The sequence below is a fragment of the Sphingopyxis sp. LARHCG72 genome (assembly GCF_052871675.1).
Map to the genome: position 1 here is coordinate 104,237 of NZ_JBIXJU010000008.1, position 12,340 is coordinate 116,576.

At 65.5% G+C, this 12,340-nt stretch carries 12 protein-coding genes; 4 read left to right on the forward strand and 8 right to left on the reverse strand.

Translation table 11 applies throughout. The features are described from left to right. The first annotated feature begins 120 nt into the window (after positions 1–120). Positions 121–1,443, forward strand: a complete 1,323-nt coding sequence (locus ACIPPQ_RS17540; protein WP_446545451.1) for a M20/M25/M40 family metallo-hydrolase — start codon at positions 121–123, stop codon at positions 1,441–1,443. 104 nt (positions 1,444–1,547) lie between these two features. After that, the gene (locus ACIPPQ_RS17545; RefSeq protein WP_327451592.1) at positions 1,548–2,003 is read left to right on the forward strand and encodes a PilZ domain-containing protein; all 456 of its coding nucleotides are present in this window, start codon (positions 1,548–1,550) and stop codon (positions 2,001–2,003) included. A gap of 16 nt (positions 2,004–2,019) precedes the next feature. Here the strand turns inward: ACIPPQ_RS17545 and ACIPPQ_RS17550 are convergent, their stop codons facing one another. From ACIPPQ_RS17550 to ACIPPQ_RS17565, 4 genes are all read right to left on the reverse strand, one after another. After that, positions 2,020–2,853, reverse strand: a complete 834-nt coding sequence (locus ACIPPQ_RS17550; protein WP_446545350.1) for an EamA family transporter — start codon at positions 2,851–2,853, stop codon at positions 2,020–2,022. A gap of 105 nt (positions 2,854–2,958) precedes the next feature. Next, complete coding sequence (locus tag ACIPPQ_RS17555) at positions 2,959–3,363, reverse strand: ribose-phosphate pyrophosphokinase (RefSeq protein WP_446545351.1); 405 nt, start codon at positions 3,361–3,363, stop codon at positions 2,959–2,961. Then, positions 3,339–4,157 carry a DUF1295 domain-containing protein gene (locus ACIPPQ_RS17560; RefSeq protein WP_446545352.1) on the reverse strand — a complete coding sequence of 273 codons (819 nt, stop codon included), beginning with the start codon at positions 4,155–4,157 and terminating at the stop codon, positions 3,339–3,341. Before ACIPPQ_RS17560 ends, ACIPPQ_RS17555 begins: the two co-directional genes overlap by 25 nt. Beyond that, a complete protein-coding gene (locus ACIPPQ_RS17565; protein ID WP_446545452.1) occupies positions 4,154–4,777 on the reverse strand; it encodes a lysophospholipid acyltransferase family protein in 624 nt (207 codons plus the stop codon). The genes ACIPPQ_RS17560 and ACIPPQ_RS17565 overlap by 4 nt, the downstream gene beginning before the upstream one ends. Before the next feature lie 133 nt (positions 4,778–4,910). Here ACIPPQ_RS17565 and ACIPPQ_RS17570 point away from each other — a divergent pair, with 133 nt between their 5' ends. Further along, positions 4,911–6,323, forward strand: coding sequence for a M20/M25/M40 family metallo-hydrolase (locus ACIPPQ_RS17570; RefSeq protein ID WP_446545353.1), 1,413 nt, complete (start codon positions 4,911–4,913; stop codon positions 6,321–6,323). On the opposite strand, the gene ACIPPQ_RS17575 is transcribed toward ACIPPQ_RS17570, so the two are convergent. The 4 genes from ACIPPQ_RS17575 to ACIPPQ_RS17590 form a co-directional block, all read right to left on the reverse strand. Then, positions 6,320–7,135, reverse strand: a complete 816-nt coding sequence (locus ACIPPQ_RS17575) for a ferredoxin--NADP reductase (RefSeq protein WP_446545354.1) — start codon at positions 7,133–7,135, stop codon at positions 6,320–6,322. The genes ACIPPQ_RS17570 and ACIPPQ_RS17575 overlap by 4 nt on opposite strands. Continuing rightward, positions 7,135–7,593, reverse strand: coding sequence for a hypothetical protein (locus ACIPPQ_RS17580; RefSeq protein WP_446545355.1), 459 nt, complete (start codon positions 7,591–7,593; stop codon positions 7,135–7,137). Before ACIPPQ_RS17580 ends, ACIPPQ_RS17575 begins: the two co-directional genes overlap by 1 nt. A gap of 136 nt (positions 7,594–7,729) precedes the next feature. Beyond that, complete coding sequence (locus ACIPPQ_RS17585; RefSeq protein ID WP_446545356.1) at positions 7,730–8,467, reverse strand: hypothetical protein; 738 nt, start codon at positions 8,465–8,467, stop codon at positions 7,730–7,732. A 54-nt stretch (positions 8,468–8,521) separates the two neighbouring features. Then, a complete protein-coding gene (locus tag ACIPPQ_RS17590; protein ID WP_446545357.1) occupies positions 8,522–9,862 on the reverse strand; it encodes an acyltransferase family protein in 1,341 nt (446 codons plus the stop codon). Positions 9,863–9,961: 99 nt separating this feature from the next. Here ACIPPQ_RS17590 and parC point away from each other — a divergent pair, with 99 nt between their 5' ends. Next, complete coding sequence (parC, locus tag ACIPPQ_RS17595; protein WP_446545358.1) at positions 9,962–12,265, forward strand: DNA topoisomerase IV subunit A; 2,304 nt, start codon at positions 9,962–9,964, stop codon at positions 12,263–12,265. The last annotated feature ends 75 nt before the right edge of the window (positions 12,266–12,340 follow it).

Sequence of the window (12,340 nt, forward strand, 5' to 3'; positions counted from 1 at the left end):
ATCCCGATCGGCCCGCCCGTGCTCCGGCACGTGGCGGGCCTTTTGTTGCGGTGGCGTTGTTTTCCGCGTCACCGCTACCCGCCTTGCATCGGCGTCCCCCACACCGCATGAAGCGGCATGATCAAACCCACGCTGCTCGCCGCCCTGCTGCTCTCGGCACCCGCCCCGGCCTTCGCGAAGGACGAAACCCCCGCCGCCGATCCGGCCCGGCTGAAAGCCTCGGTCGAGAAGCTGGTGTCGTTCGGAACCCGCCACACCTTGTCATCGGCGACAGATCCGAAACGCGGCATCGGCGCCGCGCGCAACTGGGGCGCCGCTGAATTCGAGCGTATATCGAAAGCCTGCGGCGGCTGCCTGAAGGTGACCCGCATCGCCGACCGTTTCGAAGGGCCGCGCGCGCCCGCCGGGGTGATCGTCGAAAACGTCCTCGCGATCCAGCCGGGGAGCGGCGACCCGGCGCATGTCATCATGATCGCCGGCCATATCGACAGCCGCGTCACCGACCCGATGAATTTCACCGACGATGCACCAGGCGCGAACGACGATGCGTCGGGCACGGCGCTGGTGATCGAGGCCGCGCGGCTGCTGTCGAAGCAGAAGCATCGCGCGACGATCGTCTACGCGCTGCTGTCAGGCGAGGAACAGGGTTTGTGGGGCGGCAAGCTGCTCGCCAAACATGCCAAGGACCAGAATTGGCAGGTCGCGGCGATGCTCAACAACGACATCGTCGGCGGCACGCACGGCACCGATGGCACGATCGTCGACAATCGGGTGCGCGTGTTCAGCGAGGGTATCCGCGCGTCCGAAGATCTGGCCGCACAGCTCGCGCGGCGCGGGATCGGTGGCGAGGATGACGGCCCGTCGCGCGCGCTGGCGAAAGCAGCGATTCGCGCGGGGCAAAACAACCCCGCGATCGGGCTCGAAGTCCTAGCGGTGCGCCGCCCCGACCGCTTCCGCCGCGGCGGCGATCACCTGCCCTCGCTCGAACTTGGTTATCCGGCGATCCGCTTCACCGTCGGGATCGAGGATTATGATCACCAGCATCAGGATCTACGCACCGAAAACGGCCGCAAATATGGCGATACCGTCGACGAGATGGACTTTCCCTATCTGGCTCGGGTGACCGCGCTCAACGTCGCGCTCGCCCGCGAGCTCGCCGATGCGCCCCCCGCGCCCGCCAGCGTCAGCATCGACGGCGCGGTCAGCTCTAACACCAATGTGACTTGGGCACCGGTCAAGGACGCGGCCGCCTACCGGATTTACTGGCGGCGGGCAGACCGGAACGACTGGACCGACAGCCAGCTCGTCCCGGCCGATAAGGCCGCCGCCGGACGGACGCTGGCCGGCGTTGTTGTCGACGATCATTTCTTTGGTGTTTCAACACTGTCGGCGAACGGCAGCGAAAGCATCGTCACGTTCGGCGGCCTGCCGCCCGCGAAATAATTACCGAAGACGCTATACGAAAATTTACCTTCCTCCTTTACGCGTGACGAGGGACCAAAATGATCGGCCGACGTGGGGGTCGGGCGGGAAAAAATGAGTCGCGCATGTCCAGTCCCGAGGCTTCCCCGGCCTCATCCGTTCCTCCCGACAAGCGCCAGCCGCGACAGTCGCGCCTGGTAAAGGGCGCGCTTGCCTGCGCGCGTCTGGGGCAATTCGACGTGACGATCCGCAACGTGTCCGAAACGGGGATCGGGGGACAGGCGCCCGCCGCGCTCAACATCGGCGAACGCATTACCATATTCCTGCCGGGTCACGATCCGATGCTCGGCACCGTCCGCTGGGTCGTCGATAAACGATTCGGCATCGAGACCGACCGCGCGATCGACACGAGCTTGCTCCGCGCCGCATATGGCGGCGGCATATCCCCGGCGCACGCAGTCGCCGACGGGTTCGAGATCATCAAGCCGCCCACCGCGCCCGCGCGCCGTCCGGGGCTCGTCCTCGGCGCCGCGCAGCCCGGGCATTTCGGCCGCAGCGTGTGGATGAGCAAGCGCGAGTAAGCGGCGACGCCGTCCCTTAGCCGGCCGAGAGGCAGACGACGCCCGCCGTGATCACGAGCGCGCCAAGGGCTTTGTGCAGCGTCATCCGTTCGCGAAGCACGAATGTCCCGATCAGCGCGGCGAATAATATGCTTGTTTCGCGGATCGCCGAAACGCCGCCCATCGTGGTCCGGCTCATCGCCCAGACCGCGATGCAATAACCCAATGTGCCCAATATCCCCGCGCCGACGACCAGCATTCCCTCTTTCCCGCGCGGCAGGCGGGGCGTCCGCCGCCGGATGATGACGAAGGATAGCGGGATGAGTATCCCCGCCACGACGGCCTGCCAGGCGGCGTAGCTCGTCGCACCTTCCGACAGGCGGACGCCGAGCCCGTCGACGACCATATAGCTCGCGATAAAAACCCCCGTCGCCAGGGCAGCGGCGGTCGACTTGTGATCGGGGCGGTTGCTGCCGAGCGCGAGCAGGATGATGCCCGCCGATACGCAGGCGATCCCCGCAAGCCCCGCGGTGTTCGGTAGCTCGCCCGCAAGCAAGGCCGCGCCCAGCGTAACGAGCAGCGGCGCGCTCCCGCGCGCAATCGGATAGACCGCCGACAGGTCGCCATCGCGATAGGCGCGGACGAGGAACAGGCTGTATCCGATCTGGAGCGAGGCGGAGAGGATGAGATAGGGCCAGCTCGCGGCGGCAGGCACGCCCAAAGCTAGCGCAAAGGGCAAGGCCGCGATCGCCCCGACCAAACAAATGATCGCCAACGACCAGAATCGATCCTCGCCGTTCCGGACGATCGCATTCCAGATCGCGTGGATGAGCGCGGACGCGAGAAGAAGACCGATGACTAGGGGCGACATTTCGGTCTTTCGATGGTCGGTGCGGCGCGGGTTCCGGGTCTTTGCGCGGCATCGCCCCGGATAACAATCATCAATTTTCGGCGACGCGCCCGAAATCGATAACCGCTAGCGCGCTTCCCAATAATCGAACGCCAGTTCCTGCTGCTCGCGGATAAAGCGCGCCGCCGCCGCGCCTTCCCACGGCCCGTCATAACCAAGCAGCAACGCCGTGCCGCCGACCCACCAGCCCTGCCCCGGCAGCCGATCGCTTTCGCGCACGACCAGCACCGCCAGATCGGGCTCGCCGTCGATTGCGCAGAGCCGGTCGACCTCGCCCAGCGTCTTGCACAGCGCGCGCATCTTTGGCCGCGTGAAGCGGAAACCGAGGTCGCCGAGCAGTTCGGAGTAGCTGACGCTGCGCCCTTCGCGCGCCGCTTCGGTCAGGATCGCACGGATGCGCGGCGCATCGCCCAGCGCGCCGACGTCGGCGGCGACCTCCGCTCCGCCTAAACCCCGGTCTTTGGCGGCCATGGGATGAATCCGGAGGTACGCGCGACATAGTCGGCATATTGGGGCCGCGTCTTGTGCAGCCCCTTTTCGAGCAGTGCCTTGCCCGACCATCGGGTGAGCGTGAAGGTCAGAAACACCGGCCCGATCACGCTCGCCAGCGCCGGCGCCCAGCCGAGGTCGAGCACGACGAGCCAGAGGCCCCACCAGGTCAGCGCGTCGCCGAAATAATTGGGATGGCGCGTATAACGCCACAGGCCGGTATCGAGCACCTTGCCGCGGTTTGCAGGGTCCTTGCGAAAACGGTCGAGCTGCGCATCACCGATGCTCTCGAACGCGATGCCGGCCAGCGCCGCCGCCGCACCGATCCAGCCGATAGCGCCCACGCTCGCCTCCGGGTCGCTCGCGCTCGCCCATATGCCGATCTGTGCGGGCAGGCAGGTGATGAACAGCAGCGGCGCCTGCGTCAGGAAGACCGTGAGCAGCGCGGCCTTCGCCCAGCCCCACTTTCGTGCCTCCATCGTGTGCGCGAGGATTTTCCTGTAGCGCGGATCCTCACCATGGCTCGCCCAGCGGATCGTCAGGTGGATCGCGAGCCGCAGCCCCCACAGTGTCGTGAGGCCGAGCAGCAGCTTCGCGTGGGGTGCCTCGACGCCGACCTGCCACACCGTGCCCCACGCCAGCAGCACCATGCCGAACGCCCAGAAGGCGTCGATGAACGATACGTCGCGGATGACGACCGAAATGCCCCACAGGATCAGGATCACGCCGATCAATCCGGCGAAATTGGTCGCAAGCAGCAAGATGGCGTCACTCATGCGCGCATGTCCGGTCCTTCGTCGGTGCCGACAATATCGTCGATCGAGCGCGCCTGGCGCTCGGGGAATCGGGCGGTATGGTTCTTATATACGTCAAATACCTTCATCATGTCGGCGCGAAAGTCGCCGGTGGGCCAGATCAGCGGGCCAAGCCCGCCGGTCTTTGTGCCATAATCCATGAAACCGACGACCAGCGGCACCCTTGCCGCCATCGCGATCTGATAAAAGCCGGTGCGCCATTTTGCCGCCTTTCCGCGCGTGCCTTCGGGCGCGACGGTCAGCATGAATTCGGCGCGGCGCGCGAATTCGTCAACCATCTGCTGCACGACATTGCCGCCGCCGCGGCGATCGACTGGAACCCCGCCCATCTGACGGATGAAGCCGCCAAGCGGCCAGCGGAACAGCGACAGCTTCGCCATGAAAAAGGGCCGGATCCTTAGGTCGGCGGTCAGCCCGAGGAAATTGACGAAATCCCAGTTGCTCGTATGCGGCGCCGCGATCAGGATGAAGCGCCGCGGTTCGGGCACTTCACCCACCGCTTTCCATCCGCGCATCCGGTACAGCGCCAGCAACAGGCGGCGCACCACACGCGCCACCAGCCCCGGCGGGTCGTCATTCATTCGTGTCACGCTTGGTCCTCTCCCTTCGCGCGGATTGCGCGAAAGCCCGCCGCGGCGCAAGGGGGTGCGCATCGCAGGCTTGCCCCGTCGCGGTCTTTCTGCTCCCTTCACCCGCAAAACAGGGGAGAAAATGATGAAGACGCTGTCCGCGTTGCTGACGTCCGCCTTGCTGCTTGCCGCGCCCGCAATCGCCGCCGAGGCGCAGCCGCGCCCCGACCAGCTCGCGTTCCGCGACCTCTACAAGGAGCTGGTCGAGACCAACACGACGCTGTCGTCGGGCAGTTGCACGCTCGCCGCCGAACGTATGGCGGCGCGGCTCAAGGCGGCGGGGCTTCCCGACAGCCAGCTCACCCTGTTTGCGACCCCCGAAAATCCCAAAGAAGGCGGCCTCGTCGCCGTCTATCCGGGTACCTCGAAAACCGCGAAGCCGATCCTGCTCGTCGCGCATATTGACGTGGTCGAGGCAAAACGCGCCGACTGGGAGCGCGACCCGTTCGTCATGGTCGAGGAGAATGGCTATTTCTATGGCCGCGGCACCGCCGACGACAAGGCGCAGGCGGCGGTGTGGGTCGACACGCTGATCCGTTTCCAGCAGGCCGGCTACAAGCCCAAACGCACAGTGAAGATGGCGCTGACCTGCGGCGAGGAAACCAATGGCGCGTTCAACGGGGTCGAATGGCTCGCTGCAAACAAACGCGACCTGATCGACGCCGAATTCGCGCTCAACGAAGGCGGCGGCGGCGACAGCGACGGCAAGGGCAAGGTGCTCGGCCAGTCGGTGCAGGTCGGCGAAAAGACCTTCGCCAATTTCCGCCTCGAAACGCGCAACCCCGGCGGCCACAGCTCGGCGCCGGTGCCCGACAATGCGATCTACGAACTCGCACGCGCGTTAACGCGGATCGACGAGCATGACTTCCCGGTCGAGATGACCGGCACGACGCAGCGCTTCTTTGCCGAAGCCGGCGCGGCGCGCGGCGACGAGACGGGCAAGGCGATGGTCGCGCTCGCGAAGAACCCCGCCGACAAGGCGGCCGAGGCGATCGTCAACAAGGACCCCTTCCTCCACAGCAATTTGCGCACCACGTGCGTCGCGACCTTGCTCGACGGCGGGCATGCCCCGAACGCGCTGCCGCAGCGCGCGGGTGCGAACATCAACTGCCGCATCTTTCCCGGGCACAGCATCGAATCGATCAAGGACGAGCTCGCGAAGGTCATCGGCGACCCGGGCGTCGCGATCACCCAGCTGCCGCCGAAACGCCCCGCCCCGCCAGCGCCCCCGCTCGACCCCAAAATCATCGGCCCGATGCAGAAGCTCGTCGACAAATATTGGCCGGGGCTGAAGGTGATTCCCGCGATGGCCAATGGCTATACCGATGCGACCTTCCTCGGCGCGGTCGGCATCCCTACCTATGGCATCCCCGGCATGTGGGGCGATCCCGACGGCAATGGCGCGCACGGCCTCAACGAACGCATGGAAGTGCGCTCGGTCTATGTCGGGCGCGACTATATGTTCGACCTGGTGAAGGCTTATGCTGACAAGCCTTAGCCGACGAACGCGCGCTCGATGACGAAGTCGCCGGGCGCGGCGTTCGATCCTTCCTTGAAACCCAGTTCCTCGAAGCGGGCCTGCAGGTCGCGGATCATCGCCATGCTGCCGCACATCATGATGCGGTCGCTTTCGGGATCGAACTGCGTCGGCCCCGTGAGCGGGTGGCCGAAAAGCGAACCATCTTCGATCAGGGCGTCAATGCGGCCCGTCGTGCGGAAGGGCTGGCGCGTCACCGTCGGCAGATAATGGAACTGCAGCAACGCCTGATCCTGCACCAGCGGATCACCCGCGAGCTGGCTTTCAAGCTCGTCGCGGAAGGCAAGGTCGCTGACCTGCCGCACGCAATGGACGATCACGATCTGGTTGAACCGCTCGTAAATGTCGGGGTCGCGCGCGAGGCTGAGGAACGGGGCGAGGCCGGTGCCGGTCGACAGCATGAACAGCCGCCGGCCGGGCGTCAGCGCGTCGGCGACCAGCGTCCCTGTCGGCTTGCGGCCAAGATAGACCGGATCGCCCGGCTGGATTTTCTGGAGCCGCGACGTCAGCGGGCCGTCGGGGACCTTGATCGACAGGAATTCGAGCTCGTCGGCATAGGCGGGGCTCGCGATCGAATAGGCGCGGAGCAAGGGGCGCCCCTCGCCGGGCAGGCCGATCATCACAAACTCGCCCGAGCGGAAGCGAAAGCTCGGCGGCCGCGTGATCGTGAAGCTGAACAGATGCTCGTTCCAATGACGCACCGAACGCACCTCCTCGACGGTCAGCGAGGCGGAGGGGGCGAGCTTGGCGGCTTCGGCAATACGGTCACTCATCACTTTGAACTTTCCTGATGTGTCATGGTGCCGGCCGCGAGAGCCGGCATATCGAATCCCGCCGCGACCAGCCGACGGGTCGCGGCGCCCATCGCGTTGGCGATCGGGCCGACGCTGTCTCCCTCGGCCAGCAAGGCCAATGTCGCGTGGGCATTTGCAGCGCTCCCAAGCGAAAAATCGCGCCAAAGTCCAAGCAGAATTGCTTCATCCTCTGAAATCTGGAGGCACGGCATCGGCGCGAGCGCGAGCGTTTCGACCGCATCGCCGGCGAGCAGTGCCATCGCGATATGGAAATCGGGGAGCGCGCCGCGAGCCTCCACGGCGGTGAAACCCCGGTAGAGCATCTGCGGCGGACATTGCCCGCGTCCGGCGGCGAGAACCCACGCCCGCATCGCCCAGAGCAGGAAGCGCCCGCCATTGCAGAGACTTTCCACCGGCCGGTCGACAAAGGCGTACATCGATTCCCTTTCCAACGCGCGCAGGATGCGGCGCCGGCGGGCTTATATGTTATTGCGAGTCATTTGCAATTCAAGATTTTCTATCGGGCGTGGTTTGGGGTCCCGCACCCCGCCCTTCTGCGGGAGCTTCGGCAGGCTACCAAGATCGGTTGTCCACGAAAAAGTCGAGCAGGACGCCGACGGTGGTTCCATCCGCATCGGCCAGCCTGAACAACGGATAGTCTTCTCTCCCCTGGCCCGCGCGGAGAAGAATTGCGGTCCCCGAACCATCGTCAGCAACCCGCACCGACTTTCGATCGACGGCGACTGCTTCGGAAATTTTGGGGAAGAAAAGATCGCTCTTCCGCAAGGTCCAGCGGCCGGCGTGGTCCCCTGCGATCCGCTGAAGAACCCCGGGCTTCGCGAACGCGATCTGACTGGCCACGACTCCGCGTTCGACGCCATGCGCGTCGGTCAGCGGCTCGATCGTGGTTACGCCGCCATTGCCTTGCAGCACCACAAATGCGTGCGAAACATATTCTTCATAGTCATGCGTCTCTTCCGCCCCGAGATGGGCGACGGTAAATGTAACCTCATATTGGCCGGCAACGACAGAAGCCGTGACGCCTTGTCCGAACGCATCTGCGTTGGCGATCTCTAGCTCGCCTCCATCAACCAGAAGGGTTCCGGCGGTTTCACGGCGGCTGTTCGCGAGCGTTTGATTCCATGCTTCGCCGATGCGCTGCGTCCAATCGGGGTCCGGACCCACCTTGTATTGGACTTCAGGATTACGCGGATCCTCAACGAGGGCAGGCTCCCCCTTGCGCTCGACCGCCGCGACGTCCTCCGCGGTCAAACCAATGCGCGCCGCGAGCGCTCTAAACTGATTCCACATCCTGTTTCCCCATGCCGGCCCGGAAAAAGGTCGCCCTTCACTTCAAAAGAACGGTCACGCCCGCGACTGCGCCAGCCGATGCACCGGCCCGAATTGCGCAACCGCCGCGCCGACGAACGGCAGCGCCACCAGCCACAACCGCACCCCGGTCACCCCCAGCGGGCTCGCAATGCTGATCGCCGCGGTGGCGCCCAGCCCTGCACAGATCAGCAGCAGACCGACGATCAGGCGCCAATGTGGGACCTCCTTGTCGCCGCCGCTTGCGCGTTCGTAGCGCGCGAACATCATGATCAGCGGGAAGAGCGCCGCGATATAGAGCGCGAACCAGACCGGGCGCGCGAGCCACCATGCCGCGCTCCCCGGCACCACATCGAGCCCGACCCCGCCGAGCAGCCACGCCGCGACCATCACCAGCACGAAGGCGGTGAGGTGCCAGAGATAGATCGTCATGATCATCCCGTTGACGAGCACGACGCTCGTCCAGATGCGGATATTGTCGAGCATCCGCCGCCCCGCGGGTTCGAGCGCAAGCGCGAAGCCCGCCTGCGCGATGCCGAGCGCGAGCAAGGCAATCGTCGGAGGCATCGAGTTGCTGAGGCCGGCCCCGGGCACGCCGATCATCGCGACCGGATAGGGGCCGAGACCCACGAGCAGCCCGAGCGCGACCAGCCCGGCGATGCCCCAGAGCAGCGCCCGACCCGGCGTCAGCCGCCCCTCGCTCCACGCAAAGCCGAGCTGGTGAATCGCGAGCCAGACGAAAGCGAAGTTGAGGAAATTGACGTAGGGCACATCGAAGCGGAGCGCCGCGACGTCGATCGCCACTGCGCCCGCAACGAGTGCCCAGAAGGAGGCGAACCCCCATCGCTTCCACGCGCGCCAGGTCAGCGGCACGACCGCTGCGACCATCAGATAGACCGACAGGAACCACACCGGGATCAATGCGAGCTGCGCCGCCATCGCAACGACACCGCGCTCGACGCCCGCAAGCGTCCCGAACATCGCGACGAGCGTCCAGATCAGGAACAAGGGCAGCGCCGGGTTGATCAGCCGTTGCAGCCGCCCGCTGTACCAGCTTTCGTAACTGTCGCCCTTTCGCTGCGTCGCGGCCCACGACATGCCGTTCGAGAAACCGCCGACGAGGAAGAAGAGCGGCATCACCTGGAATCCCCAGGTCAGCCACTGCGTCCAGGGCAATATGCCGAGCAGGTGCCCGCCCTCGACCGCGCCGTCCTTCATATAGGGCGCGGCGACGAGCCAGTGGCCAACGACCACCGCAAGGATCGACAGCGCACGGAGGAAATCGACATAGCGGTTGCGCTCGGGCGGTGCTTGCTGCGCCATCTCCCTCGCCCGCGACCAGATGCTTTTGCGAACGGCGCCGGTGGTTTCGCTCAAGATATCGTCCCTCCCCGGATGGAAACCCCAAGCTAGTGCCGCGCGCCGTCGACGCAAGCCTTTGCCTTGGCGCGCCAGCCTTGCTATCGGCTCCGAACAATGGCCAGCACCACCGACGACCTTCCTCCTTCTGAACCCGTCCCCGGCATGATCGATACCCCGTTCGACAGTGCGCTGTCCGAACGCTATCTCGTCTATGCGCTGTCGACGATCACCGCACGATCGCTGCCTGATCTCCGCGACGGACTGAAACCGGTGCACCGCCGGCTGCTGTGGGCGATGCGCGCGATGCGGCTCGACCCGAGCCAAGGCTACAAGAAATCGGCGCGCGTCGTCGGCGACGTCATCGGTAAATTCCACCCGCACGGCGACGTCGCGGTTTACGACGCGATGGTCCGCCTCGCGCAGGATTTCTCGCTTCGCTACCCGCTCGTCGACGGACAGGGCAATTTCGGCAATATCGACGGCGATAACGCCGCGGCCTATCGTTACACGGAGGCGCGGCTGACGCGCGTCGCCGTCGACCTGATGCAGGGGCTCGACGAGGGCACGGTCGATTTCAAGCCGACCTATAATGGCGAAGATGAAGAGCCCGAGATCATGCCGGGGCTGTTTCCGAACCTGCTCGCCAATGGCGCGAGCGGGATCGCGGTCGGCATGGCGACGAACATCCCGCCGCACAACGCCGCCGAGGTGATCGACGCCGCGCTGGTGCTGATCGAGAATCCGCGCGCCGAGCTTGCCGAACTGCTCGAACATGTGAAGGGCCCCGATTTCCCGACCGGCGGCATCGTCGTCGACAGCCCCGAGACGATCGCGCACGCCTATGAGACCGGCCGCGGCGGTTTTCGCGTCCGCGCGCGCTTCTCGACCGGCAAGGATGCCGACGGCCGCTGGGAAGAGGGCGGAATCGAAAAATTGTCGGGCGGCACCTGGCAACTCGTCATCAGCGAAATCCCCTATGGCGTCGCCAAGGGCAAGCTGATCGAACAGATTGCGCAGCTGATCGCCGACAAGAAGCTGCCGATCCTCGAAGATGTCCGCGACGAAAGCGCCGAGGATCTGCGAATCGTCCTCGAACCCAAGAGCCGCAACGTCGACCCCGATGTGCTCAAGGACAGCCTCTACCGGCTGACCGACCTCGAAAGCCGCTTTGCGCTCAATTTGAACGTGCTCGACGCGACGCGCACGCCGAAGGTGATGGGGTTGCACCAACTGCTCACCGAATGGCTGCAGCACCAGATCGTCGTCCTCGTCCGCCGCGCGCAGCATCGCATCGCGAAGATCGATGACCGGCTCGAACTCGTCGCGGGCTATATCATCGCCTTCCTCAACCTCGACCGGATCATCGAGATCATCCGCACCGAGGACGAGCCGAAGCCGGTGATGATCGCCGAATTCATCCTGACCGACCGGCAGGCCGAGGCGATCCTCAACATGCGCCTGCGCAGCTTGCGCAAGCTCGAGGAAATGGAGCTCAAGCGCGAGCAGGCCGACCTGACCGCCGAGCGCGAGGAACTCGCGAAGCTGATCGAAAGCCCGGCGCGACAGAAGACGCGGCTGCGCAAGGACCTCGAAAAATTGCGCGCCGTCTACGGCCTCGAAACCCTGCTCGGCGCGCGGCGCACGACGATCGCCGAGGCCGCACCGACCCGCGAGATTCCGCTCGACGCGATGATCGAGAAGGAACCGGTGACGGTGATCCTGTCGAAGCGCGGCTGGATTCGCGCCCAGCGCGGCCATGTCGCCGCCGACCAATGGGGCGAGTTCAAGTTCAAGGAAGGCGACGAGCTGTTGTTCGCCGCGCATGCGCAGACGACCGACAAGCTGCTGATCGCGGCGAGCGACGGACGCTTCTTCACCGTCGGCGCCGACAAGCTGCCCGGCGGGCGCGGATTCGGCGAGCCGCTGCGCCTGATGGTCGACATCGACCCCGAGGCACGGATCGTCGCGATGATCCCGGCAACCGCCGAAGGCCGTCTGCTACTCGCCTCGACCAGCGGACATGGTTTCGTCGCGCAGATGAGCGAGGTCGTTGCCGAAACGCGCAAGGGCCGCAACGTCGTCAACCTGAAGCCGAAGGCGGCGCTCGCCGTCGTCCGTCCGATCGCGGCGAGCGACGACAGCGTCGCGGTGGTCGGCGAGAACCGCAAGCTGGTCGTCTTCCCACTCGCCGAAGTGCCGGTCATGGCGCGCGGCCAAGGCGTGATGCTGCAACGCTATCGCGATGGCGGCCTGTCGGACACTGTCAGCTTTGCCTTTGCCGACGGATTAAGCTGGGCGATGGGCGGCGACACCGGCCGCACGCGGACCGAAACCGACCTCGCGCCGTGGCGCGTCGCACGCGGCGCCGCCGGCCGGATGCCTCCGACCGGTTTCCCCCGGAACAATCGCTTCGGCTGACCGTATTTCCATGTAGCCGTAAATCCCTTTTTTACTTCCCGTAACCTAGGCATGGGGCAATGGGGAAAGGTCGCA

What these genes read in the sequence shown, in the direction of transcription:
- ACIPPQ_RS17545 (WP_327451592.1), top strand. Translation starts at nt 1,548, where the DNA reads ATGTCCAGTCCCGAGGCTTCCCCGGCCTCATCCGTTCCTCCCGACAAG.
- ACIPPQ_RS17550 (WP_446545350.1), bottom strand. Translation starts at nt 2,853, where the DNA reads ATGTCGCCCCTAGTCATCGGTCTTCTTCTCGCGTCCGCGCTCATCCAC.
- ACIPPQ_RS17555 (WP_446545351.1), bottom strand. Translation starts at nt 3,363, where the DNA reads ATGGCCGCCAAAGACCGGGGTTTAGGCGGAGCGGAGGTCGCCGCCGAC.
- ACIPPQ_RS17560 (WP_446545352.1), bottom strand. Translation starts at nt 4,157, where the DNA reads ATGAGTGACGCCATCTTGCTGCTTGCGACCAATTTCGCCGGATTGATC.
- ACIPPQ_RS17565 (WP_446545452.1), bottom strand. Translation starts at nt 4,777, where the DNA reads ATGAATGACGACCCGCCGGGGCTGGTGGCGCGTGTGGTGCGCCGCCTG.
- ACIPPQ_RS17570 (WP_446545353.1), top strand. Translation starts at nt 4,911, where the DNA reads ATGAAGACGCTGTCCGCGTTGCTGACGTCCGCCTTGCTGCTTGCCGCG.
- ACIPPQ_RS17575 (WP_446545354.1), bottom strand. Translation starts at nt 7,135, where the DNA reads ATGAGTGACCGTATTGCCGAAGCCGCCAAGCTCGCCCCCTCCGCCTCG.
- ACIPPQ_RS17580 (WP_446545355.1), bottom strand. Translation starts at nt 7,593, where the DNA reads ATGTACGCCTTTGTCGACCGGCCGGTGGAAAGTCTCTGCAATGGCGGG.
- ACIPPQ_RS17585 (WP_446545356.1), bottom strand. Translation starts at nt 8,467, where the DNA reads ATGTGGAATCAGTTTAGAGCGCTCGCGGCGCGCATTGGTTTGACCGCG.
- parC (WP_446545358.1), top strand. Translation starts at nt 9,962, where the DNA reads ATGGCCAGCACCACCGACGACCTTCCTCCTTCTGAACCCGTCCCCGGC.